The organism is Gorillibacterium terrae (genome assembly GCF_051594785.1).
Lineage (GTDB): Bacteria > Bacillota > Bacilli > Paenibacillales > NBRC-103111 > Gorillibacterium.
Window position 1 is genome coordinate 331,594 of the sequence record NZ_JBPPGI010000005.1, and the last position, 24,162, is coordinate 355,755.

General features: G+C 62.1%; 23 protein-coding genes. 21 read left to right on the top strand and 2 right to left on the bottom strand.

Features of this window, described 5'->3' with window-relative positions; genetic code table 11:
• Nucleotides 1-496: 496 nt before the first annotated feature.
• From ACSEXS_RS18435 to rplT, 4 genes are all read left to right on the top strand, one after another.
• Nucleotides 497-1,729 carry a glycosyltransferase family 2 protein gene (locus ACSEXS_RS18435; RefSeq protein WP_438434705.1) on the top strand — a complete coding sequence of 411 codons (1,233 nt, stop codon included), beginning with the start codon at nt 497-499 and terminating at the stop codon, nt 1,727-1,729.
• 233 nt (nt 1,730-1,962) lie between these two features.
• Nucleotides 1,963-2,454 (top strand): translation initiation factor IF-3, encoded by a 492-nt coding sequence (gene infC / locus ACSEXS_RS18440; protein WP_438434706.1) that lies wholly within the window; start codon nt 1,963-1,965, stop codon nt 2,452-2,454.
• 80 nt (nt 2,455-2,534) lie between these two features.
• On the top strand, nt 2,535-2,735 hold the full coding sequence (rpmI, locus tag ACSEXS_RS18445) for a 50S ribosomal protein L35 (protein ID WP_438434707.1): 201 nt from the start codon (nt 2,535-2,537) through the stop codon (nt 2,733-2,735).
• A gap of 35 nt (nt 2,736-2,770) precedes the next feature.
• Nucleotides 2,771-3,130: a 50S ribosomal protein L20 gene (gene rplT / locus ACSEXS_RS18450; RefSeq protein ID WP_438434708.1), complete on the top strand. Its 360-nt coding sequence runs from the start codon at nt 2,771-2,773 to the stop codon at nt 3,128-3,130.
• Between the two features lie 207 nt (nt 3,131-3,337).
• Here rplT and hisC read toward each other — a convergent pair whose 3' ends face one another.
• On the bottom strand, nt 3,338-4,390 hold the full coding sequence (gene hisC, locus ACSEXS_RS18455) for a histidinol-phosphate transaminase (RefSeq protein ID WP_438434709.1): 1,053 nt from the start codon (nt 4,388-4,390) through the stop codon (nt 3,338-3,340).
• 613 nt (nt 4,391-5,003) lie between these two features.
• On the opposite strand from hisC, the gene ilvB reads away from it, so the two are divergent.
• The 6 genes from ilvB to ACSEXS_RS18485 all read left to right on the top strand — a co-directional run bounded on the left by ilvB (nt 5,004) and on the right by ACSEXS_RS18485 (nt 11,902).
• On the top strand, nt 5,004-6,749 hold the full coding sequence (gene ilvB / locus ACSEXS_RS18460) for a biosynthetic-type acetolactate synthase large subunit (RefSeq protein ID WP_438434710.1): 1,746 nt from the start codon (nt 5,004-5,006) through the stop codon (nt 6,747-6,749).
• A complete protein-coding gene (ilvN, locus tag ACSEXS_RS18465; RefSeq protein WP_438434711.1) occupies nt 6,746-7,234 on the top strand; it encodes an acetolactate synthase small subunit in 489 nt (162 codons plus the stop codon). Before ilvB ends, ilvN begins: the two co-directional genes overlap by 4 nt.
• 179 nt (nt 7,235-7,413) lie before the next feature.
• A complete protein-coding gene (gene ilvC / locus ACSEXS_RS18470; RefSeq protein ID WP_438434712.1) occupies nt 7,414-8,406 on the top strand; it encodes a ketol-acid reductoisomerase in 993 nt (330 codons plus the stop codon).
• Between the two features lie 44 nt (nt 8,407-8,450).
• Entirely contained in the window at nt 8,451-10,001 is a 1,551-nt protein-coding gene (locus ACSEXS_RS18475) for a 2-isopropylmalate synthase (protein ID WP_438434713.1), read from the top strand.
• Nucleotides 10,002-10,279: 278 nt separating this feature from the next.
• Nucleotides 10,280-11,356 (top strand): 3-isopropylmalate dehydrogenase, encoded by a 1,077-nt coding sequence (gene leuB, locus ACSEXS_RS18480; RefSeq protein WP_438434714.1) that lies wholly within the window; start codon nt 10,280-10,282, stop codon nt 11,354-11,356.
• Between the two features lie 105 nt (nt 11,357-11,461).
• The gene (locus tag ACSEXS_RS18485; RefSeq protein ID WP_438434715.1) at nt 11,462-11,902 is read left to right on the top strand and encodes a glycine cleavage system protein H; all 441 of its coding nucleotides are present in this window, start codon (nt 11,462-11,464) and stop codon (nt 11,900-11,902) included.
• A 24-nt stretch (nt 11,903-11,926) separates the two neighbouring features.
• On the opposite strand, the gene ACSEXS_RS18490 is transcribed toward ACSEXS_RS18485, so the two are convergent.
• The gene (locus ACSEXS_RS18490) at nt 11,927-12,373 is read right to left on the bottom strand and encodes a DinB family protein (protein ID WP_438434716.1); all 447 of its coding nucleotides are present in this window, start codon (nt 12,371-12,373) and stop codon (nt 11,927-11,929) included.
• Between the two features lie 181 nt (nt 12,374-12,554).
• Here ACSEXS_RS18490 and ACSEXS_RS18495 point away from each other — a divergent pair, with 181 nt between their 5' ends.
• The 11 genes from ACSEXS_RS18495 to ACSEXS_RS18545 all read left to right on the top strand — a co-directional run bounded on the left by ACSEXS_RS18495 (nt 12,555) and on the right by ACSEXS_RS18545 (nt 24,159).
• On the top strand, nt 12,555-12,974 hold the full coding sequence (locus ACSEXS_RS18495) for a hypothetical protein (RefSeq protein ID WP_438434717.1): 420 nt from the start codon (nt 12,555-12,557) through the stop codon (nt 12,972-12,974).
• Between the two features lie 353 nt (nt 12,975-13,327).
• Complete coding sequence (gene sigI, locus ACSEXS_RS18500; protein ID WP_438434718.1) at nt 13,328-14,125, top strand: RNA polymerase sigma-I factor; 798 nt, start codon at nt 13,328-13,330, stop codon at nt 14,123-14,125.
• Nucleotides 14,122-15,525: an anti-sigma factor domain-containing protein gene (locus ACSEXS_RS18505; protein ID WP_438434719.1), complete on the top strand. Its 1,404-nt coding sequence runs from the start codon at nt 14,122-14,124 to the stop codon at nt 15,523-15,525. Before sigI ends, ACSEXS_RS18505 begins: the two co-directional genes overlap by 4 nt.
• Before the next feature lie 163 nt (nt 15,526-15,688).
• Entirely contained in the window at nt 15,689-16,672 is a 984-nt protein-coding gene (gene gluQRS / locus ACSEXS_RS18510) for a tRNA glutamyl-Q(34) synthetase GluQRS (RefSeq protein WP_438434720.1), read from the top strand.
• A gap of 25 nt (nt 16,673-16,697) precedes the next feature.
• On the top strand, nt 16,698-17,618 hold the full coding sequence (locus ACSEXS_RS18515) for a Gfo/Idh/MocA family protein (protein ID WP_438434721.1): 921 nt from the start codon (nt 16,698-16,700) through the stop codon (nt 17,616-17,618).
• Between the two features lie 58 nt (nt 17,619-17,676).
• Nucleotides 17,677-18,471 (top strand): thymidylate synthase, encoded by a 795-nt coding sequence (locus ACSEXS_RS18520; RefSeq protein WP_438434722.1) that lies wholly within the window; start codon nt 17,677-17,679, stop codon nt 18,469-18,471.
• On the top strand, nt 18,468-18,953 hold the full coding sequence (locus tag ACSEXS_RS18525) for a dihydrofolate reductase (RefSeq protein ID WP_438434723.1): 486 nt from the start codon (nt 18,468-18,470) through the stop codon (nt 18,951-18,953). The genes ACSEXS_RS18520 and ACSEXS_RS18525 overlap by 4 nt, the downstream gene beginning before the upstream one ends.
• Nucleotides 18,950-20,728 (top strand): sensor histidine kinase, encoded by a 1,779-nt coding sequence (locus ACSEXS_RS18530; RefSeq protein ID WP_438434724.1) that lies wholly within the window; start codon nt 18,950-18,952, stop codon nt 20,726-20,728. Before ACSEXS_RS18525 ends, ACSEXS_RS18530 begins: the two co-directional genes overlap by 4 nt.
• Nucleotides 20,725-22,335: a response regulator transcription factor gene (locus ACSEXS_RS18535; protein ID WP_438434725.1), complete on the top strand. Its 1,611-nt coding sequence runs from the start codon at nt 20,725-20,727 to the stop codon at nt 22,333-22,335. The genes ACSEXS_RS18530 and ACSEXS_RS18535 overlap by 4 nt, the downstream gene beginning before the upstream one ends.
• A gap of 122 nt (nt 22,336-22,457) precedes the next feature.
• Nucleotides 22,458-23,138: an ABC transporter ATP-binding protein gene (locus ACSEXS_RS18540; RefSeq protein WP_438434726.1), complete on the top strand. Its 681-nt coding sequence runs from the start codon at nt 22,458-22,460 to the stop codon at nt 23,136-23,138.
• On the top strand, nt 23,128-24,159 hold the full coding sequence (locus ACSEXS_RS18545; protein ID WP_438434756.1) for an efflux RND transporter periplasmic adaptor subunit: 1,032 nt from the start codon (nt 23,128-23,130) through the stop codon (nt 24,157-24,159). Before ACSEXS_RS18540 ends, ACSEXS_RS18545 begins: the two co-directional genes overlap by 11 nt.
• Nucleotides 24,160-24,162: the final 3 nt, after the last annotated feature.

A 24,162-nucleotide genomic window follows, 5' to 3' on the forward strand; every position in this document is an offset into this window, starting at 1 on the left:
TCTGCGACTATCGCCCCATAGAAGCCCGACCGACACCCGCCCCGCGCCGTTTGGCCGGGGTTTTTGCCCATCTAGTGCGGAGTTCCCAAATTTCCTCGGGAATGGAACTTATCTTGGTTTGAAACGTTCTGTAAAAAGACAGACTAATGCTGATGATTCAGCCGGGGAGGAAGCGGGTAAATCGTGGGGGAACCCGGAAGTCAGCAGGAGGAGGTGCTTTAGCGGCTGCGCCCTCGGAACGCCCAATACGCCAAATACGGCCGGTTTTGGCGGGCTGTGGGGCGAACTGAGGCCCTGTGGGTACATAACCATCCCGTTTCCTCGCGATGCCTCCGCTTTTTCCCGGAGCCGGGGTTTTGACAAACACAAACAATCAAGCGAAAATCAGAGTCGGGCCGCGTTCTCGAAACGCTTTAAAGAGATAAAGAACCTAAAGAGCCTTGGAAAAAGAGAGAAAATCAAATGCACGCGCTGTATTTGAAAAGGGGGAAACACAATGCTGGACACGGTGCTTGTTGTCTTACAAGTGGTGTTTGTGCTGATCGGAGGGTACCAGACGATCGTGGCGTTCTTCGGCCTTGCCCGAAAGGACAAGCGCGCCGTCTACGAACCGCAGAAGTCGTTCGCCATCCTCGTAGCGGCCCACAACGAAGAGAAGGTCGTCGGCGCGCTGCTGGAAAACCTGCGCCACCTGAATTACCCGAAGGAGCTTTACGAAGTCTTCGTTATCGCCGACAACTGCACCGACAATACGGCCTCCATCGCCCGCAGCTACGGGGTCCATGCCTTCGAACGGCATGATTCGTCGCGCCGCGGCAAAGGCTATGCCATCGAGTGGATGCTCCGCGAGCTGTGGAAGCTTCCCCGCCAATTCGACGCCATCGTGATGTTCGATGCCGACAACCTGGCGAGCCCGGATTATCTGCGGCACATGAACAACGACCTCTGCGCGGGCCATCGGGTCATCCAGGCTTACCTGGATACGAAGAACCCGCACGATTCCTGGATTACCTCGGCCTACGCCGTTTCCTACTGGTTCTGCAACCGGCTGTGGCAGATGTCCCGCACCAACCTGGGGCTGGCCAACTACCTCGGCGGAACCGGCATGTGCTTCGAGGCGAAGCTGCTGCGCGAGATCGGCTGGGGCGCGACCAGCCTCGTCGAGGACCTGGAATTTACCATGCGCTGCGTCAAGCGCGGCGTGAAGCCGATCTTCAACTACGAAGCGAAGGTGTTCGATGAGAAGCCGCTTTCCTTCAAGGCTTCCTGGAAGCAGCGGCTGCGCTGGATGCAGGGGCACTTTGAGGTGGCCCGCCGCTACTTCTTCCCGCTGATCTGGCAGGGAATCAAGGAGCGGAGCTGGACCAAGATCGACATGGCGCTGTATGCGCTGAACGTCTACAACGTGTTCATCACCGGCGTCGTGACGACGGTGCTCTACCTGGACATGTTCCTGCCCGGCAAGGCGCATTTCACGTCCGTGTACGCCCATGCGCCGTGGCTGCTCATGACGCTGTCGCTGCTCAGCGTGATCCAATTCCCGATTGCGCTGTATCTGGAGAGGGCGCCGAAGAAGATCATCAAGTCGCTCATTACCTTCCCGCTCTATCTCTTGTCCTGGTACCCGCTGACGTTCTACGCGTTCTTCACGCAGACCAACAAGCAATGGAGCCACACCCAGCATACGCGCGTCATTCGCATCGACGAGATGCAGAAGCAGGCGAGCTGATCATCACTGTTGACATCCGTTTCGCAGCATGCTAAGATGTTTGAGTGTGTTTCACGAAGAAGAAGCGCCCGCTTCTCACCTGCCCGGCAGCAGCCGGCTGGTTCATCCAAACCGTTACGAATGCTGTTGCGAGCTATGGAGATGTGGGCCTTATTCTGCCCGCATCTCCTTTTGATTTTTGGGCAGGTCAAGCAACCATTACGTGGAGGTGGAAAGCTATCAGTAAGGACCATATGATTAACGATGAAATTCGTGCCAAGGAAGTGCGGCTCATCGGCGCAGAAGGCGAACAGCTGGGCATCGTGCCGATCCGGGAAGCCTTTCAACTTGCGGCCGACGCCAATCTCGACTTGGTGAACGTGGCTCCGCAGGCCAAACCGCCGGTATGCCGGATCATGGACTACGGGAAGTTCCGCTACGAGCAGCAGAAGAAGGAGAAGGAAGCCCGCAAGAACCAGAAGGTGGTCGAACTGAAGGAAGTTCGCTTCAGCGCGACGATCGACGAGCACGATTTTCAGACCAAACTGCGCAATGTCATCAAGTTCTTGAACGATCAAGACAAGGTCAAATGTTCGGTGCGCTTTCGCGGTCGTGAGATCACTCACGCTTCGATCGGACAAAAGGTGCTTGAGAGGGTAGCGGAGGAAGCGAAGGAGCTTTGCGTCGTCGAACGCCGGCCCAAGCTGGAAGGCCGCAGCATGATCATGATCCTGTCGCCGAAATAAGGCCGGCCCGACCTTTTCACATAATCGAGTATCGACCGTTAGGCGTGAGATCCATAATCAGTCCTAGGAGGATAAAGTCAATGCCGAAAATGAAAACGAACCGCTCCGCAGCCAAGCGCTTCACCAAGACGGGCAGCGGCAAGATCAAGAGAAACCAAGCTTACAAGCGCCACATTCTCGAAAGCAAATCGCCCGGCCGCAAGCGCCATCTGCGTAAGGGAACTCTTGTCTCCCCCGGAGATGTTAAACGCATCAAGAGCATTATCGTATACGTGAAGTAAATCCAATCTTCAAAACACTCGGGAGGTAGAATTCCATGGCAAGAGTTAAGGGCGGTTTCGTAACCCGCCGTCGTCATAAAAAAGTACTGAAGCTCGCAAAAGGTTATTTCGGTTCCAAGCACCGCCTGTTTAAGACCGCCAACCAGCAGGTCATGAAGTCCGGTCTGTACGCTTACCGCGACCGTCGCCGCAAAAAGCGCGACTTCCGCCGCCTGTGGGTTACCCGCATCAACGCCGGCGCCCGCCAGAACGGTCTGAGCTACAGCAAGTTCATGTACGGCCTGAAGCTGGCCGGCGTGAACGTGAACCGCAAGATCCTGGCCGATCTCGCCATCAGCGACAGCAAGGCGTTCGCCGATCTCGCGAACACCGCGAAGTCCAAAATCAACGCGTAAGCCGAACCGCTCGCGCGCAAAAGCCCGGTCCGACCTCCGTCAGGAGGCTCGGCCGGGCTTTTTTTTCGGATGAAGCAGCTCAGGCGCGGAGCAGAACAGCGGGGACACCATGCGGGTCGGTGTCCCGAGCGAAGCCCGAAGGAACGGGCTGAAACGCGAAGGAACGGTCCGGCATCCCGGCCGAGCTCTACCGGCCTCAGGCCGCGCTTACGGCGTCAACTCGGTCAGCACCTCGGCGAGCCGGTCCATGTCCTCGTCCGTGCCGATGGTGATGCGCAGGAAGCTGCCGATCCGCGGCAGATCGAAATGGCGCACAAGGATGCCCCGCTCCCGGAGCTGTCGGAATAGGTCCCGGGCTTCGGCCTGCGGCGGGGAAGCGAACACGAAGTTCGCCTTCGAGGGCAGCACCGTGAAGCCGAGTGCGCTTAAGCGCTCCGAGAAGCGGTTGCGCGTCGCGGCTACCTTGGCGTTGATCTCGGTATAATAAGCCGTGTCGAGGATGGCGGCCCGCGCCGCAGCTTCGGCGAGCCGGTCGACGGGGTAGGAGTTGAACGAATCCTTCACCCGGACGAGTCCTTCGATCAGGTGCGGTTGGCCGAGCGCGTAGCCGACCCGAAGTCCTGCGAGCGAATGGGACTTGCTGAAGGTGCGCAGCACGAGCAGATTCGGGTAGTCCGCAATCAGCCGGGCGGCACTTTGCGCTCCGAAGGCAACATATGCCTCGTCCACTGCCACCACCCGGTCGCGGTGGTACTCCAGCAGGCGGCGGATGGCGTCCTGCCCGAGCTCAATCCCCGTCGGCGCATTCGGGTTCGGGAAGATGACGCCGCTTGCCGGCCGGAGGTAATCCTCGACCGCGATCTCGAAGCGCTCGTTGAGGGGGATTCGGCTCGTCGGTAACCCGTAATACGACGCGTACACCGGGTAGAAGCTGTAGGTGACGTCGGGAAACAGGAGCGGTCGGTCGTCGTCGAAAAAGGCGTAGAAGGACAGCGACAGCACCTCGTCGCTGCCGTTGCCGCAAAAGACGCAGGATGGGTCCAGTCCCTCTACGGCGCCGATCGCTTCCCGGAGCTCACCGGACAACGGGTCTGGGTAGAGCCGAAGCCGCTCGGCCGCCCGGGCGATCTCGGCATGGACCGCCGGGGAGGGAGGATACGGGTTTTCGTTGGTGTTCAGCTTGATATAGGAGCGGTCTTTGGGCTGCTCTCCCGCCGTATAGGGCGTGAGCCGGTCGGCCCGTCTCGTCAAAAAGCGCATGCGCGTCTTCCTTTCGTTCCTGGGGATTGTCCTTTAGTGTAGCATAAAACGGCCGGTTATCATCGCGAAAGAAAAAGGTGATCCCGTTCGGGATGGCCGGGGGAGGCCGCGTCCGGTAAGACTTTTTCGCCGGAGGCAGGAAGCTTGTGAAGAAATTCTTTAGCGGTTTAAACGAATGAGGTATTGACTATTGGAAATCGCCTGCCTATAATAAGCTTTAATCAAAACCTCACACGAAAGATCAGCTATGATGAGGACGAAGCGACAAGGGCTCTGGTGCACCAGAGAGCGGACGGATCTTGCTGAAACCGACGCCACTATCCTTTGTTAGCGAGCTCACCTCGGAGCTGTTTTCCTGAAAAGCGGGCCGGCCCGCGCATTAGGGAGAATCGGTCCGGCGCCCGTTACGCGCCGCGGTGCATCCCTCAAGACGCGGGACGCACCGGCCAAGGCGCCGCATCGCGAGATGCGGGCAAAGCTGGGTGGTACCACGGAAGCTAACCCCTTTCGTCCCTTCGAACCAAGGAAACGGTTCGGGGACGAAAGGGGTTTTTTGATTCATCGCCGGCATCGACGCCCTGTCACGCGAGGAAACCAAGGGAGGAGTTAGAGAATGAGTATTCCGAGTCCGGCCAAAGTGTTGAAGGAAGAGTTGAAGGTCAAGCTGCTGAAGCCCGACGTCGTCTCCGGCTCCGAGATCCTGCTGCGCTGCCTGCTCCTGGAAGGCGTGGAATGCGTCTTCGGCTATCCGGGCGGCGCGGTACTGTACATCTACGACGCCATGCACGGCAACCCCGACTTCCATCATTTGCTTACCCGCCACGAGCAGGGAGCCATTCATGCGGCAGACGGCTATGCCCGCACCACCGGCAAGGTGGGCGTCTGCATCGCCACCTCCGGTCCGGGGGCGACCAACCTGGTCACCGGCATCGCCACCGCGTACATGGACTCCGTTCCGCTTGTGGTCATCACCGGCAACGTCGCCAGTCCCCTGATCGGGACCGACGCCTTCCAGGAAGCGGATATCACCGGCATCACGATGCCCGTGACGAAGCACAGCTACCTGGTGCGCAGCGTCGAGGAGCTGCCGCGGGTGATCCATGAAGCCTTTCATATTGCCGGAACGGGCCGCAAGGGTCCGGTCCTGATCGATATCCCGAAGGATATCTCCGCCAAGCTCACGGAGTTCCGGCCCGCCCCGGAAGTGAGCATCCGCGGCTACAACCCGACGACCGATCCCAACAAGATGCAGGTCGACAAGATGATCCGGGCCATCCGCGAGGCCGAGCGTCCGGTGATCATCGCCGGCGGCGGCGTCGTCAGCGCGGACGCCTCGGCGGAGCTGATCGAATTCGCCGAGAAGACCCGCATTCCGATCGCGACGACGCTGCTCGGACTGGGCGGCTTCCCGAGCGCCCACGAGCTGTGGATGGGCATGCCGGGCATGCACGGCACCTACACGGCGAACATGGCGATCCAGAATGCCGATCTCTTGATCAACATCGGAGCGCGGTTCGATGACCGGGTGACGATGGAACTGAACGGCTTCGCCCCGAAGGCGAAGAAGATCGTCCACATCGACATCGACCCGGCCGAAATCGGCAAGAACGTCAAGACGGATATCCCGGTGGTCGGCCACGTCAAGAACGTCCTCGCTTACGCCAACACCAAGGCGTCGGCCGCGCCCGACGGCCCCTGGTTGGAGGAAATCCAGCGGATGAAGCGGGAATATCCGCTCCGCTACAACGACTCCAACGAGGAGCTGAAGCCGCAGTTCGTCATCGAGCTGATCCACGAGACGACCGGCGGGGAAGCGATCGTCACCACCGACGTCGGCCAGCACCAGATGTGGGTGGCGCAATACTACAAGTTCCAGCATCCCCGCTCCATCGTCACCTCCGGCGGTCTGGGCACGATGGGCTTCGGATTCCCGGCGGCCATCGGGGCTCAGATGGGCAATCCCGACAAGCTGGTCGTCTCGATCAACGGCGACGGCGGCATCCAGATGTGCTCGCAGGAGCTGGCGGTCTGTGCGATCCACAACATTCCGGTCAAGATCGTCATCATCAACAACCAGGTGCTCGGGATGGTGCGGCAGTGGCAGGAGATCATCTACGATCAGCGCTACAGCCATATCGACCTCGCCGGCAGCCCCGACTTCGTCAAGCTGGCCGAGGCTTACGGCGTCAAGGGTCTGCGCGCGACCAACAAGGAGGAGGCGCGCCGGGTCTGGCAGGAGGCGCTGGATACGCCGGGGCCGGTGCTCATCGACTTCCGGGTGCGCAAGCACGAGAACGTGTACCCGATGGTCACCCAGGGCAACACCATCGACAAGATGATAATGGGGGATGAGGAATGATCGAGTCCAGGCATACGATTTCCGTCTTGGTCAACAACCAGCCCGGCGTCCTGCAGCGGGTCGCCGGCCTGTTCGGCCGCCGCGGCTACAACATTGACAGCATCACCGTCGGCGCGTCCGAAGAACCCGGCCTGTCGCGGATGATTATCGTCACAAACGGTGACGATGCGACGATGGAGCAGATCGAGAAGCAGCTCTACAAGCTGATCGACGTCATCAAGGTCATCGACCTGAGCTCGAATCCGAACGTGGAGCGGGAGGTGGCGCTGATTAAGGTGGCTTCGGAGCCGTCCGCCCGGCCGGAGATTCTCGGCGTGGTCGAGACCTTCCGCGCCTCGGTCGTCGACATCGGGCCGTCGGCGATGATCGTCCAGGCGGTGGGCAGCACGGATAAGATCGACGCGATTGTCGAGCTCTTGAAGCCTTACGGCATCCGCGAGCTGTCGCGCACCGGCGTCACCGCTATGATCCGCAGCCTCAAGTAAGCAAGAAGCCGTCCCGGCTGCGGGTCCTTCGCGAGCCGGCCTGCGGCCGAATTTCCGGTACCGGTTCACCGGCTTTCGCCGGTCGCACTTTCTCCCTTCCAAGGGGAGCCTGAGCGGATGAGCATTCGTCCCTTCAGGTCCCTGCTTGGAAGGGGTCAATCCAAAGGAGGCAACCAGTTATGGCAGTTACGGTTTATTACGAGCAAGACGCGGATTTCGCCGCGCTGAAGGGCAAGACGGTCGCGGTCATCGGGTACGGAAGCCAGGGGCATGCGCAAGCGCAGAACCTGCGCGACAGCGGCATCAAGGTTATCATCGGCCTGCGTCCGGGCAAATCGTTCGATAAGGCGAAGAACGACGGCTTCGACGTCTATACGGTAGCCGAAGCCAGCAAATTGGCCGATGTCGTACAGATCCTCATGCCGGATGAAACCCAAGCGACGGTGTACAAGGACGAGATCGAAGCGAACCTCGTACCGGGCAACGCCCTGCTGTTCTCGCACGGCTTCAACGTTCATTTCGGCCAGATCGTGGCTCCCTCGGGCGTCGACGTTCTCCTCGTCGCTCCGAAATCGCCGGGACACATGGTTCGCCGCACGTATGTGGAAGGCTTCGGCGTTCCCGGCCTGATCGCTATCCATCAGGACGCAACGGGCAATGCCCAGGCCATCGGCCTCGCCTATGCGAAGGGGATCGGCTGTACCCGCGCCGGCGTAATCGAGACCTCCTTTAAGGAAGAAACCGAAACCGACTTGTTCGGCGAGCAGGCCGTGCTCTGCGGCGGCGTGACGGCGCTGATCAAGGCGGGCTTCGAAACGCTGACGGAAGCCGGCTACGCTCCGGAAATGGCCTACTTCGAATGCCTTCATGAAATGAAGCTGATCGTGGACCTGATCTACGAAGGCGGCCTCGCCACCATGCGCGATTCGATCAGCAACACGGCCGAGTACGGCGATTATGTCACCGGTCCGCGTCTCGTGACGGAGGAGACCAAGAAGGAAATGAAGCGGGTGCTGGCCGATATCCAACAAGGCAAATTCGCCCGCGACTTCATTCTGGAGAATCAATCCGGCCGTGCCTTCCTGACGGCTACCCGCCGCAATGAAGCCGAACACCCGATCGAAGTGGTCGGCGGCCGCCTGCGCGAAATGATGCACTGGATCAAGAAATAACGTCGTACCGGGCAAGAGATTACCTATACAGGAGGTGGAATGGGTTGAGGAAGATTTATCTGTTTGACACGACTCTCCGCGACGGAGAGCAGACGCCGGGCGTTCATCTCAATACCCAGGAAAAGGTGGAGATCGCCCTTCAATTGGAGAAGCTGGGCATGGACCGCATTGAAGCGGGGTTCCCGGCCTCCTCTCCGGGAGAAGTGGCAAGCGTCGGCGAGGTCGCCCGCGCGGTGCGGAACGCTTCCATCACGGCGCTGTCGCGCTGCCGCGAGCAGGATATCGACGCGGCGGTGAAAGCCCTGAAGGATGCCCAGGACCCGCGGCTGCATCTGTTCCTCGCCACCTCGCCCATCCATCGCAAGCACAAGCTCCGCATGGAAAAGCACGAGGTGCTTGAGGCGGCGGAGGCAGCGATCCGGTATGCCCGCAAGCATTTCGATAAAGTCGAATTTTCACCCGAGGACGGCGGCCGCACCGAGCTCGATTTCCTCTGCGAGGTCGTGGCGATGGCCATCCGCGCCGGCGCTTCTGTCGTGAACATTCCGGATACGGTGGGGTATCTCTCCCCGGCGGAATACGGCAACATCTTCAAGACGGTCAAGGAGCGGGTTCCGGGAATCGAGAAGATTCAGCTGAGCTGCCACTGCCACGATGACTTGGGAATGGCGACGGCCAATTCCCTCGCGGCGGTGCTGAACGGAGCCGATCAGGTGGAGGGCACTTTCAACGGGATCGGCGAGCGCGCGGGCAACACGGCGCTGGAGGAGATCGCGCTGGCGCTGGAAACCCGCCAGGACTTCTTCCAGGCGAAGACCGGCCTCGTGCTGACGGAGATCGCCCGCACCAGCCGGCTGGTCAGCCGCCTGACCGGCATGCCGGTGCCGAGCAACAAGGCGATCGTCGGCGCCAACGCCTTCGCCCATGAATCCGGCATTCACCAGGACGGCGTGCTGAAGGAGAAGAGCACCTACGAGATCATTTCTCCGCAGACGATCGGCCTGCGCGAGAGCAAGCTGACGCTCGGCAAGCTGTCCGGCCGCCACGCCTTCCGCGAGAAGCTGATCGACCTCGGCTATACGCTGGACGACGAACGGATAAACGAAGCGTTCGCCAAGTTCAAGGAACTCGCCGATAAGAAGAAGGACATCTCCGACGAAGACATCCGGGCGCTGATCGAAGAGAAGCTGATCGCCGTGCCCGAAGCGTTCGTGCTGGAGACCATCCAGGTCGCCTACAGCAACGCTTCCGTGCCGACGGCGTCGGTGCGGATTCATACGGCGGCAGGCGCCGTCGTAGAAGAAGCGGCGGCCGGCAACGGCTCGGTCGATGCGATCTACAAAGCGCTCGACAAGGCCACCGGCGAAGCCGTCGAATTGCAGGACTATTCCATCCATGCCGTCACCCACGGCAAGGATGCGCTCGGCGAGGTGCACGTCGTGCTGGCCCAGGACGGAATCTCCTCCCAAGGTCGGGGCGTCAGCACCGACATTCTGGAAGCCAGCGCCCGCGCTTACGTCGATTCGCTGAATCGGCTCCTCGACCGCAAGCGGTCGCTTGCGGAAGGCCGCCGCGACGGCGTGACGCTCGCTTAGCCCTTTTGCAACATTTCGGCAAGCTCGGCGGCCTTCCCCGCGTGTATCCCGCATTTCCATCGGCCGCACGTGAGACCGCAGCCTTAGCAAACCGCAAGCCGCAAGCCGTATCGTTAAACCGCAAGCCGAATCGCCGAGCAGCGACCGGCTTGCGGTTTTTTACGCCGATGGCTTTATTGATTCTGTCTATCATCTCAATAGATTTTATATCTTGGTCAAATGGATGGGCCTGTGCCAGAATGAAGGAAGATGTTCAGTGACCGAAGGAGAGGAAACGGATGGCAGACGTGAAAAAGATCGCCGTGATCGAGGGAGACGGCATTGGCCCGGAAGTGGTCGCGGAAGCAATCAAGGCAATGCGCAAGACGGAGGAGGTCTACGGGCTGTCCTTCGAATTTGAATACGGCTTGTTCGGCGGAATCGCCATTGACGAGCGGGGAACGCCGCTGCCCGAGGAGACGCTGGCGATGTGCCAACGGTCCGACGCCGTCCTGCTCGGAGCCGTCGGCGGACCGAAATGGGACACCAACCCGAAGGAGCTGCGCCCGGAGACGGGGCTGCTCGGCATTCGCAAAGCGCTCGGCCTGTTCTCCAATATCCGGCCGGCCATGGTCTTCGACTGCCTGAAGGAAGCGTCGACGCTGAAGCCGGAGGTGCTCGCCGGCACCGATCTGATCGTCGTCCGCGAGCTGACGGGCGGCATCTACTTCGGCGAGAAATTCCGCCGGGAGAGCGAAGGCGGCGAGGAGGCGGTGGACACCAGCTCCTACAACGTCAAGGAGGTGGAGCGCATCGCCCGCCAGGGCTTCGAGATCGCCCGCACCCGGCGGAAGAAGCTGGCCTCGGTGGACAAGGCGAATGTGCTGGAGACGTCCCGCCTCTGGCGCGAGACCGTCATCCGCATCTCGGCCGACTATCCGGACGTCGAGCTCGAGCATGTGCTGGTCGACAACTGCGCCATGCAGCTCCTGCGCCGTCCGTCGAGCTTCGACGTCATCGTCACCGAGAACATGTTCGGCGACATTCTGAGCGACGAAGCCGCCATGCTGACCGGCTCGATCGGCATGCTTTCGTCCGCCTCGCTCGGCGAAGGCAGCTTCGGCCTGTACGAGCCGGTGCACGGATCGGCTCCCGATATCGCCGGGCTCGGCGTGGCCAACCCGGTCGCCACCATCCTGTCCGTCGCGCTGATGTACCGGCTCACCTTCGGCTACCACGAAGCCGCCGCCGCTATCGAACGCGCCGTCGCCGAAGTGCTGGACGCCGGCCACCGGACGGGAGACATCGCCGTGGATAAGAGCGCAGCGCTCGGAACGGCAGCGATGGGCGACCTCATCGCCGCCGCCATCCGGTAACCTCCTGCGATTGACTTTCCTTTTTTTCGGTGCTACCCTCGAAGGATAGCCGGACAAGCGTCTTAAGCCTTCCGCGGCAGTAGTTTCCCGGCGGAAGGCTTTTGCATGGGCGGAAAGGAGAAGAAGATGGGGCATACGCAATCGACAAGAAAATACAGCGGCAGCCACGTGTGGGTCGCCTTGGAAGGAAAGACGGCGAGGCTGGGCTTGACGGATTATCTTCAAAACGAGCTCGGGATGATCGTCTTCGCGGAACTTCCCCGTACGGGGGAGCGGCTCGCGGCGGGAGATCCCTTCGGCAGCGTGGAATCGGTCAAATCGGTCAGCGAGCTGGAAGCGCCCGTAAGCGGCATCGTCACCGCCGTCAACCCGGCGGTGGGGAACAACCCCGGTTACATCAACCTCGATCCGTACGCGACCTGGCTGGTGGAGCTGGAGCTGTCGTCCCCGGAAGAGGCCGAAGACCTCTGGGACGAAGAGCGGTACCAGGCGGCTTACCCCGATCCGGCCGAACCGAACGAACCGAGCGAACCGAACGAACCCTGACGACTCCAACGGGCCGGCCGGTCCTTAAGCGGAATCCGCCTTTTCTCTTTCATAGAGGAAGGCGGGTTCCGCTTTTTGCATCCGGGCGAGGTAGAGCACCTGGCCGAGGCGCTCGGAGACCAGATGGTTGCATTCATGCAGCAGCTCCAGCCGGTCGGACCTAGATCCGGCTTGCTCCCCATACGCGGAAGCCAGCTCCGCCAGCCGGCGGAAGCAGCGGTCGATGAGCCGCAGCAGCTCTTCCTTGCTCATCCAGTAAGGCTCCCGCTCCAGCACGGAGGAATCCCGTTCCGGCCGGAGCCGCTCCTGCAGGCTGGCGGCGAGGTCGGCCACCAGCTCCATAATGCTTCGGCTGCCGACCTGCGGCCGCCAGTTGATCGCCGTTTCATCGAGCGGCTCCACCGCTTCGGTCAAGCGGCGGCGAGTCTCCTGATAGCGGGCGGCGAACCAATCTCCGTAATAGCTGTCCATGCGCATCTCTCCTTCCCGGTGGCGGGCAGGACTCCCCCTGCCTCGCAGCTTACCCGTTATTTAGCCAGATTCCTCCGCGCTTAAGCAGACGGAGAAAAATTTTTTCCATCCTTTTTCAAAACCCTTCCAACTGGATAAGATAGAAATAAGAGAATCATTCTCATAGAAGGAGGGGAGCTCGATGAGCTTTTGCTGCGGCGCTAGCATGATCGGCACTCGTGGAACCTTACAGCACTTGCGCACTCGCATGTTAAATGTACCTACCCTGTTTTGCCCCGTATGCCACCGTACGGAGGTTCATTATCTGGTTCGGCGGGAGTTTGAAATATTGGCGGAGTATGTGGCGGTTGATGGAGCCCCTGAAATAAATTTTATGGATTACGTGCAGGGGCACAAAACCGAGGAGCTGTTGGAAAACTGCATCAACCAGGAAAAGGATGAGCCGGGGCAGCTGGTGGATCGCCAGATCGATATGTCGCTCGATCTGTTGCGGGTGGCCAAGGATTTCGGCGACGGGGAATGGGAAGGGCAGCTCAAGGAACGGCTTGCCGCGCTCAGTTCCCAGCGGGAGCTGATCGGCGGAAGGCGCATGACGGGATAAGAACGCGCGCTGCGGACAACCGGAATCATTCGGAAAAAAGGGTATAAGGAAGCCGGTCTTTGGTGAAACAAAGGCGGCTTCTTTTTCGTTTGTTTGGATAGGACCGCTCCGCTCCTTCCTGGCTTGATCGATGGATCCATTGCCCGCCCCGCGTGCAGGCGTTCCCTTGTTCTGTCGGCGAATGCTGCGGCGCCGCTTCCCGGGTTCCCGTCCGCTCTGCATGGCAGGCAGGGAAGTTGTGGTATAATGTCGAATAAGATTTGCAATCCAAACGTGCAACAGCGCCGCCAGACCCCCGCAAGCAAGAGCGAACCTGCGAAAACTATATGTGAGGTGGAGTTGTGATACTCGCCATGATCAAACGATTTTTGGGAAGGGATTCCTCGGGTGCTTCCTCGAAGAACACCGCCGTGGAGCCGGAAAAGCAAGTGGCCGTCATCCAGGACGGCGACGAGGAAGCGAGAAACGCGTTCATCACCGCTTATCAGCCCTATGTGGCCAAAATAACCAGCCAAATCTGCAAACGGTACATCGATCCCTCCCGGGACGATGAGTACAGCATCGCGCTCGCCGCCTTCAACGAAGCCATCGACGGCTTTGACCGCGACGCGGGACGCTCGTTTCTCGGCTTCGCCGAGACGGTGATCCGCCGCCGGCTGATCGATTACTTCCGCAAGGAGGAACGGCATTCCGGCAGCATTCCCTTCAGCTCGTTCGAACGGGCTGGAGAGACGGAGGAGACCGGAGGCCTGCACCCGCTGGAAAACAAGCTGGCCGTGGAAGCGCACGAGTCCGGCCGGATCGCGGAGGAGCGGCAAAGCGAAATCCTCGATTTCAACCGCGTGCTGCATGAATTTGAAATCCGTTTTGCCGAGCTCGTCCAGGCTTCGCCCAAGCACGCCGACTCGCGCCTCCTCTTGATGAAGGTGGGGCGGACGCTTGCCGGAGACGCCGATTTGATGCGCTACCTGATCGGCAAAAAGCTGCTGCCGGTCGCCGAGCTGACCTCGCGCACCGGGTTGTCCCGCAAGACCATCGAACGAGGCCGCAAATACATCATCGCCATCGCTCTCATCCATCACGGCCCCTATCCTTACCTCCGCGAGTATCTCCGAGACGGAAATTCCACAGAAATGAGCGTGTCTTCATGAGCAAAGGTATCGTGATGGAAAAAAGGGAAAAAACCCTGATCGTCATGACCGGTGACGGGCAGTTCCGCGAAATCGCCCGCAAGAAACGGACGTGCCGGGTCGGGGAAGAAATCGCTTTTGCGCCGTCCGAGGCCGTAAACCGCGACCGCCTGACCCCGTTATCCGTCCTGTCTTCCCTGGTTGCGGCGATTCTCATCTGTGTGATGATCTTTGGCGGATTCTCCGGGGTGGGGGATCCTGCAACCTGGTTCGCCGGACGGAGCGTCGTCGCTTACGTCTCGCTCGACATCAACCCGAGCGTGGAGATCGGGGTCGACAAGATGGAGAAGGTGAAGGCGCTAAGCAGCCTGAACGACGATGGGGCTGCCCTGATCCAGGGGTTGGAGTACAAAGGCAAAACCCTCGACGAGGTGATGACGGAGCTTTTGTCCCGCGCGGAGGGGGACTACCTCTCTTCCGGGGAGGGCGACATCATGATCACCGCCACTACGGTCAAGGACAGCCGTCTGGTGGATACCCGGCTCACCGAGGAGCTGGCTTCCACGGTCCAGACTTACTTGGAGAAGAATCATTCCAACGAAGTGGAGCAGTATGAGGTCGCCGCGCTTCCGGCTACGCCCGACCTGCGCAGCGAGGCGAAGAAGGCCGAGCTCTCCACCGGCAAATATGCCGCTTATTTAAGCGCGAAGAACAACGGATACGCCGTGACGGTCGACGAGTTCAAGACGCAGCCCTTGCGCAAGCTGGCCCAAGCCGCCGGAAGCATGGAGGAGTTTATCAAGGCCAAGGAATTGACCAAGGAGAGCCTGGAGGCGCTGCTTAAGGAAGAGAAGAGCGGCGAGCTGGACCGCAAGCTGAAGAACAAGCAGGAGAATCTCGCACCGGCCGAGGCTTCGGAGTCGCCGAGCCCGCAGGCGGCCCGCCCGACGCGGTCGCCTTCGTCCGACCCGGTTCAAGCGGTATCCGGCAAGACGCCGGAGCCGAACCGGACGAGCGGGACCGCATGGCCCTCTCCGAAGGGCAACGCCGGCAAAGGCAACTCGGAAAAGGACGGGGTCTCGACTCCGCTGCAAACCGCAAGCGTCCGGCCGACTCCCGACGACAATGGACTCCCGGGCAAGGATACCGGCAAGAATACCCCCGGAGACAAGAATGGGAACGGCGGAAATGGCGGACCGATAGGCAAGGACAACGACAAAGGCCCGGACAAAGACAAAGATAAAGATAAAGATAAAGATAAAGATAAAGATAAAGATAAAGATAAAGATAAAGACAAAGATAAAGACAAAGATAAAGACAAAGATAAAGACAAAGACAAAGACAAAGATAAAGATAAGGACAAAAATAAAGACAAGGACGACGACCATGACGACGACGGGTCCTGGCTGGGTTTTCCCTAAGTTGGCATTCTCGGCAACACGTAGGCATCTCTCTTCAGGGAGATGTCTTTTTTGCGTGGTTGGCCAGCCTCGATTAGGCGGAGCAACTTTGTCCGGCGGGGTTTCCCAAGGCGCGGAAAGTGTAGTAAGGTGGGAAGGGAAAATCATTACGGAGGAATGCGACATGGCGGACGGAACCCGTAGACGGCGGGGAAGATTCGCTCCGACTCCCTCGGGCAGCCTGCATCTCGGCAACGCGCGGACCGCGCTGCTGGCTTGGCTGCAGATGCGGGCGGCCGGAGGAGAAATCCTTCTCCGCATGGAGGATATCGACAAACCGCGATCCCGGGCGGTATGGGCCGAGGAGATTCTGCGCGATTTGGCCTGGCTCGGCCTGGACTTTGACGAGGGACCCGAAGAAGGCGGACCGGCCGGTCCTTACGAGCAGAGCCGGCGAACCGGTCTCTACGAGCAGGCGTTGGAGAAGCTTGCGGCGGCGGGACTGCTCTATCCCTGCTTTTGCAGCCGGGCCGATCTCGCCCAACTGGCGAGCGCACCGCACGGGCTCGGCTCGGAGGGGCCGGCCTATCCGGGAACCTGCCGACGGCTGTCAGCCGGCGAACGGGCGGAGCGGACGGCGGCCAAGTCGCCCTCGCTGCGGTTCGCCCTGCCGGAACGGGAAGTGCGGTTCGTCGACGGCCTGATGGGCGAGCAGCGGTTTCCGCCGGGGGCCGGCGGAGATTTTGTCGTCCGCCGGGCCGACGGCATCATCGCCTACCAGCTCGCGGTATCCGTCGATGATGCGGCTATGGGCATCACCGACGTGCTGCGCGGAATGGACCTGCTCGATTCCACCCCGCGCCAACTGCTGCTGCTGGAGGCGCTCGGCTGTTCCGCCCCGGCGTACGCCCATGTGCCCCTGCTCTACGGACCGGACGGAGCGCGGCTGTCCAAGCGGCACGGGGCCGTCGGCGTCGCCGCCTTGCGCCGCTCCGGCGTCCGCGCCGAGGACGTAGTCGGCTGCCTGGCGCATTGGAGCGGCCTGCTGGATCGGCCGGAGCCGGTCCGGCCGCAGGAGCTGATCGGCGAGTTCGAGCTGGCCTGCGTTCCGAAGGAACCGGTTGTGCTGGACGCCGCCGCGCTTCAACGTCCCGGGTCCGCCGTATAGCAAGGACAATAAGGAGGATCGCTTCATGAACCGACGCAGAATCGCCGTCATCGGCCTCGGCGACATCGCCCAAAAGGCCTATCTGCCGATCCTGTCCCGGCATCCGGGCGCAGAGGTCGTCGCTGTAATGAGTCGCCGCTCCGAGACGGTGGAACGAATTCAAGCGGAGTACCGCTTCCCTGTCGGCTGTACCGACCTGGCCGGTGTCTTCGCCGCCGAGCCGGAAGCGGCATTCATCCACGCGCCGACGGAAGCCCATGCCGGGCTGGTGCTGGCCTGCCTGCGGCAGGGAATGGATGTTTATGTCGACAAGCCGCTGTCCTATGAGCTCGGCGAGTCGGAGACGATGGCCGAGGAGGCGCTGTCCCGCGGGCAGCTGCTCGCGGTCGGCTTCAACCGGCGGTTTGCTCCGCTCATCCGCCAGGCCCGTGATCACGTGCAGGCATCAGGCGGCATCGCTTATGCTTCGGCGGAGAAGCATCGCGTCCGCCAGCAGAAGCATGACGCCAAGCGGACCCTGTACGATGATCTGATCCATATGCTCGATCTTCTGGTCTGGCTTTCGGGACAAGAGCCGGAGCTGGTCGGCCGAAGCCTGCGCATCGGACCGGACGGCCGACTGCTGCACGCCTCGGGGGAGCTGTCGGCGGGGGAGCTCAGCGCGCATTATGCCATGAACCGGGCGGCCGGAAGCGACACGGAGCGGCTCTGCCTGCACGGGTCGGGCCGTTCCGCCGAAGTGGTAAACCTGGAGCGGGCTGTGCTCTCCTCCGTCTCCGACGGGGAGCGGGCCGTTTCGTTCGGCAGCTGGGAGACCGTCCTGGAGCGCAGAGGCTTCCTCGGAGCAATCAACCATTTTCTGGATAGTATCGGCCATCCGCAGGAGTGCGAAATCCGCGCCGACCGGACCCTGCCCACTCATCGGCTGGTGGAAAAGCTGCTATAATCGAAGTTACGAAAGAAAGCTGCGAAAGAAAGCTTCGAAAGAACCCAAGGAGGCTGGCATGAACGCTTATCTCGACTTGTGCAGACATATTCTGGAGAACGGCTCGCGCCGGGAGGACCGCACCGGCACCGGTACGATCAGCACCTTCGGCTATCAGATGCGGTTTGATCTGGCGAAGGGCTTTCCGCTTCTGACCACGAAGAAAATGAGCCTGAAATCGATCATTCACGAGCTGCTCTGGTTTCTGAAGGGCGATACCAACATCGCTTACCTCAAGGAAAATAAAGTCTCCATCTGGGACGAATGGGCGGATGAGGCGGGCAACCTCGGACCGGTATACGGCAAGCAGTGGCGTTCCTGGGAGGCGGCCGACGGCCGTACCATCGACCAGATCGCCCAAGTGGTCGAGTCGATCAAGACCAACCCGTACTCCCGCCGGCACATCGTCAGCGCCTGGAATGTCGGAGAGCTCGATCAAATGGCGCTCGTGCCCTGTCACCTGCTGTTTCAATTTTACGTTCAGGAAGACCGGCTTTCCTGCCAGCTCTACCAGCGCAGCGCCGATACCTTCCTCGGCGTTCCCTTCAATATCGCATCGTATGCTCTGCTGACCCTGATGGTTGCCCAGGTCTGCGGCCTGAAGCCCGGCGAATTTATCCATACCCTGGGCGATGCCCACATCTACCTCAACCACCTCGAGCAGGTCGAGCTGCAGCTGACCCGGGAGCCGCGCCCGCTGCCAACCATGACGCTGAATCCCGAGGTGCGGTCGATCTTTGATTTTGCCTACGAGGACTTTACCTTGAGCGGCTATGATCCGCATCCCCGGATTCGGGGGGAGGTTTCGGTGTGATCACGTTCATTCTCGCCATGGGCCGCAACCGCGAGATCGGGCTCAGCAACGCGCTGCCTTGGCGGCTGCCCGCCGACCTGGCCTATTTCAAGCGGACAACCATGGGGCATCCGGTGCTGATGGGCCGGAAAACCTTCGAATCGATCGGCAAGCCGCTGCCCGGCCGGACGAACATCGTGGCCACCCGCGATCCGGAGTTTCGGGCGGAGGGAGCGGAGGTGGTGCGGTCTCCCCGCGAAGCGGCGGAGCGGTTCCGCGACCGGGAGCTGTTCGTCATCGGCGGCGCGGAGATCTTTCGGCTATTTTACCCGTATGCCGACCGGCTTCACCTGACCGTCATCGACGAGTCGTTCGAAGCGGATACGTTTTTCACGGAATGGGAGGAGGCGGACTGGAAGCTTGCGTCCTGCACTCCCGGTATCGTCGATGAAAAGAATCCGTATCCCCATGAATTCCGCGTGTACGAACGGCGCCGCCCATGAACAGGGGGAAGGACCGGGAGCCGTTCGGCAGCCTGCGGCTTCGGCTGCTCGCCGGGTTTCTCGGCGCTGCCCTGATTCTCGCGGCGGCTCTGCTTCTCGTGCAGAGGGCGGAAACCGCGGAGGCGGAGAACCGGGTTCTGCACGATTCGGTTAGCCGCACGCAGGACCGGTTCGCGGAAGCGACGGCAAGCTGGCTGGAGGAAACCCGGCAGACGGCGGAGCGGCTGGCCGCCGATCCGCTGATCTCCCGGCTGGCGCTGGCGGCCCGCACCGAGGTTCCGCCCGGCACCGGAACGCCCGGGACGGAGGACTCCGCCGCCGTCCTCGAGCTCCTGGAACGAGAGCTCGATGCCCTGCCGGAAGCGGAAAGCCTCTGCCTGGTGCTCGGCCAGGCCGGGCGTACCCTCTGCGCCGGTGCGGCCGATTCCGCCTTGAGCCGCGCCGAAGCGGCGCCGGCGCAGGCCGGGTTCGACCTCGTCGATCTGCGGGAAGAGGGCGTCCGGGCGGCGGGGCTGCGCTACATTCGTCCGCTGACCCCTAAGGCTGCGGCGGAAACGGACGATTTCGTCGTGGTACGCAGCCTGGACGCCTTTCTCGCCCGGATGCAGAAGACGCTCCGGGCGACTCGGCTGGCGCTCGCGCCGGAGAGCGGCGATACCGCCCGGCCGGAGCGGGAAACCGTCAGCCTGGGCGGCGATCGCCTTCGCTCCGAACGAACCTTTTTCGCGCAGGGAATCGCCTGGACTTCCTCGCTGGACATGGAGAACCCGCTCGGCCATCGGACGCGCGGCGCTCTCCTCGCCACGCTCGGCGTTGCCATTTTCCTGCTTGCGGTCTTTGGAATTCTCGCTTTCTTGTTCCTTACCCGGCAGATCACCCGACCGCTGCAGCAGCTGAAAAGCCTCATGAACCGGGCGGAGCGGGGCGATTTGAAGGCCTACTGGCTGGGCAAGGGCTCGCGCGACATCGAAGGCGTCGGAGACAGCTACAACCAGATGCTGAACCGGCTCGAGGACGCGATCCGGCAGGTCAAGGTGGAGGAAGCACTGAAGAAGGAAGCCGAGATCGAAGCGCTGCACAATCAGTTGAATCCCCACTTTCTGTATAACACCCTGAGCACGATCAAATGGGTGGCCAAGCTGAACAAGACGCCGCAGATCGCCGATGCGGTCAGCGCCCTCGTCCGGCTGCTGCAGGCCAGCCTCGGGAAGAAGGGCGATTTTCTGCCGCTTCGGGAGGAGGTCTCGCTGATCCGGGACTATATGGAAATCCAGACCTTCCGCTTCGGCGAGCAGGTTGCGGTGCGGTATGACATCGAGCCCCTGTCTGGCTCTTGTCTCGTGCCCCGGCTGATCCTGCAGCCGCTGGTGGAGAATGCCCTCTTGCACGGGATCGGCCCGGCCGGGGGTACAGGCACCATCGGGGTGCGCTCCTACCTCGAACGGGATCTGCTGGTAATCGAGGTGGAGGATGACGGCGTCGGCTTGCGCCAGGAAGCCGATGCTGCCGAGGAGGCGGAAGCGGGAACCGGCCGGACCGCAAGACCGCCGGAGACCCGCAAGCAGAAGATGACCGGTATCGGGCTGTCGCACATTCGCGCCAAGCTTAAGCTTCATTACGGGGAGAACCATCAGGTGCTGCTGTATCCCCGCGAGGGGGGCGGAACGAAGGTCCGGCTGACCCTGCCGATTCACCCGGCGGAAGAGACGGATGCCTTCGGCTTCGGGGAGGATGGAAGTGCGCGGGATCAGGCAAGGAGGAAGAGCGAAGCATGAACGTGTTGATCGTCGACGATGAGCCCGTCATTCGGAGGGGAATGCGGGAGCTGGTCGATTGGGAAGGGAGCGGCTTTCGTCTCGTCGGAGAAGCGGAGGACGGAGAGGAAGCGCTCCGGCGAATGGGCGAAGAGCGGGTGGAGCTTCTCGTCACCGACCTGCTCATGCCCCGGATGGACGGGCTCGAGCTGATCCGCCGGGCGCGGGAGGCCGATCCCGAGCTCGGCATCGTCGTTCTGAGCTGCCTGGATGACTTCGCCTGGGTGAAGGAAGCGATGAAGCTGGGGGCGAAGGATTATATCCACAAGCCCGCGATGGAGCCGGAAGGCCTGATCGCCGTCCTGAGCGAGGTCCGCGCTCAGGTGGCGCAGGCGCGGGAAGCCGGACGGCGGGCCCGTCTCGGCGAAGAGGAGGCTGCCGCCAACCGGCATAACCGGCTGGCGGGCGAGATAACGCTGGCGCTGACCGGCGGGACTTGGTCCGAACGGCTGGAGCGGGAGCTGTTCTCCGCCGGGCCGCTCGCCAGCCTCTTGTTCTATTCGCCGCCCGGTTTCCCGGCCTGTCCGTCGCTTGCCGCCATCCCGGCTCCGGCCGGGGAGGGGGAGTCGGTTTGGACGGCCGGCTTCGCCCTGCCCGCCGGAGCGCTGTGGGCGGCGGGTGCCGGCGCCGGCGTTCGGCTGTACCCCGACCTCGCGGATACCTCGGAGCACGCGCGGTTCCAGGCCGGCTGCCGGCAGGCCGAGGCGCTCATCCGCGAGTATCTCGGCTTCGCCGGAGTCTCCCGCGTGGATTGGCGGCAGGCCGGCGGCTTCGTCGGCCTCGGGCCGCGCATCGCCTCGGCGGCGGGGCTCAGCCAGGCGGCTAGCGGTCACCGGGAGCAGCTGCGCCGCCGCTTCTACCGGGCCGGGGCGGAGCGGCTGGAAGCGCTGGAACCGCCGGCCGGGCCGAGAGGGGCGGAAGCGCCGCTTCCGCTGGACGCCAAGACCCGCTGCCTGCGGGCCGCCGCCTCGGGGAACGCCGAGGGCGTGCGGGATTCCCTGCGGGATTTCCTCGGCCGGGTCGCGGCGGACGAGCCGCATCCGGCGGCGCTCCTTCCCTTTGCCCGCGAGCTGGCCGAGCTGGGCTTCAGCCTGTCCGCCGCCGGGCGTCCCGAGCTTGCGGAGGCGGCGGAGCTTCATCTTGCCGAGCTCGGCCGGGTTGCCGACGCGGCCGGGTTTGGCCGCTGGCTGGAGCAGGCCGGCGCCCTCTGGACCGGAGCGCCGGGCGGGCTCGTGGCCGAGGCGTCCCGCAATCCGTTCGTGCGCCGAGCGACGGCGTTCATGCTCGCGCATTACGCCGAGCCGATCGACACGGCGGCGATTGCCGACCACGTTCGGTTGAGCCGCGCGTACCTGAGCGACCTGTACCGCAAGGAGACCGGCGAGACGCTCAGCGAGACGCTGCTCGGCATTCGCATCCGCGAGGCGGAGAACCGGCTCGCCGCCGGCAGCAAGGTATACGAAGCGGCCGCCGCCGTCGGCATTCCCGACGCCCGCGTCTTCGCCAAAGCGTTCAAGAAAATGACCGGACGGACGCCCAAGGCGTTCGCCGAGCGCCCGCGGCGCTAAGGCTTGTCTCCGGGAAGCGCCGATTCGAACAAAACGACACCTTTTCCAACAAAGGGTGTCTTTTTTATGGTCTGTGAAAGGGGTTACAGTTAGGGCAAAGGAAGAGAGGTGCTGGCTTACCGATGGAAACTTTGCTCCAGGCCGTAGGCGTTGCCCGGACGTATGGAAGTGGAAGCGGTTCCGTTCAGGCGCTCAAGCGGGCGGATCTGAGCATCCCGGCGGGCCGCTTGGTCGCGCTGCGCGGCCGTTCGGGCTCCGGCAAGACGACGCTGCTCAATTTACTGGCCGCTCTGGATACGCCGACGGAAGGCGCGGTCTATTACAAGGGCCGGGCCATCTCGTCGCTGTCCGATTCGGAACGGACCTTGATCCGGCGGCGGGAGATGGGGCTTATCTTTCAATCGTACGCGCTGATTCCGCTGATGTCGGCTTACGAGAACGTGGAATTCGGCCTTCGGGTGGCCGGGGTTCCCCGCCGGGAGTATGCGGCGCTTGCCCGCGAGGCGCTCGACTACGTCGGCATGCTGCCGCGAATGAAGCATCGGCCGTTTGAACTGTCCGGCGGCGAGCAGCAGCGGGTGGCGATCGCCCGCGCCATCGCCCACCGGCCCTCGCTCGTTCTCGCCGATGAGCCGACGGCCGAGCTCGACAGCCGGATGGGACTGACCGTGATCAAGGTGTTCAAGGATCTGGTCCGGGATTTCGGCATCACCGTTCTGTTAACCACGCATGACCCGGCGATCATCGAGATCGTCGACCATGTCTATACGCTGGAGGATGGTCAACTTGAAGATGAAAGCTAATGGCAAGCGGATGCGGCGGCTGGCCGCGGGGATGGCGGCGGCGAGCCTCTTTTTGGCGGCGGGCTGCTCGGTGGTTCCGAAGGAGGAAGCGGAGCTGAAGCCGCCGCTGGTGAAGCCGGCGAAGGAGAAGCTGGAGCTGCGCGAGGTCAAGAAGGGCGTCATCGCCAAGAACATGATCGGCAGCGCCACCTTTACCGCGGCGTCGACTCAATCGCTGCAATTTCGCGTCTCCGGCGCGAGGTTTTCCGCCTTCTTGGTGTCTTCCGGAGAAACGGTGAAGAAGGGACAATTGCTCGCCCAGGTGGATATGGGCGATTTGCCGATGCAGCTTAAGATGGAGGAGCTGAACGTCGAGAAGGCGGAGATTTACCTGAACCAGGCCCGCGCCGCGAAGGCCGATGCCGATACGATCCGGCTGAAGAGCATCGACCTGGAGATGGTACGGATGAAGCGGGACGCCCTGAAGCGCCAGCTCGGCGAGATGGAGCTCCGGGCCGACCGGGACGGGGTGGTGACCTACCTGGCCGAGCTCCGGCAGGGGGACATGATTCAGCCCTTCGTCACCGTCGCCTCGGTCGCCGACCCGAAGGACGTCCAGCTGCGTTACGAAGCCGGCGAATCGACCGACTTGACCGGCGTGGAGGTTCAGATGGACGCGGTCCTCACCTATCGCGGCAAAACCTACGAAGGCAAGGTGGTGCAGACTCCGTCGACGGCGCCCTCTACCCCAAATCTCGAACAGGCGGGCAAGGACGCCAAGACGATTGTGCTGGAAGCGAAGGGGCTGCCGAACACGGCGTCGATCGGCGAATCGGTTGACTTCACGATCACGCTGCAAAAGCACGAGAATGCGCTCCTCATTCCGCGCGCCGCTCTGCGCAGTTACCTCGGGCGCGATTATGTCCAGGTGCTCGATGGGGAAAGCCGCAAGGAAGCGGATGTCCAGAAGGGCATCGTCACGTCCACCGAGGTGGAGATTCTCGACGGATTAAAGGAAGGGCAGCAAGTCATTCTACAATAATGG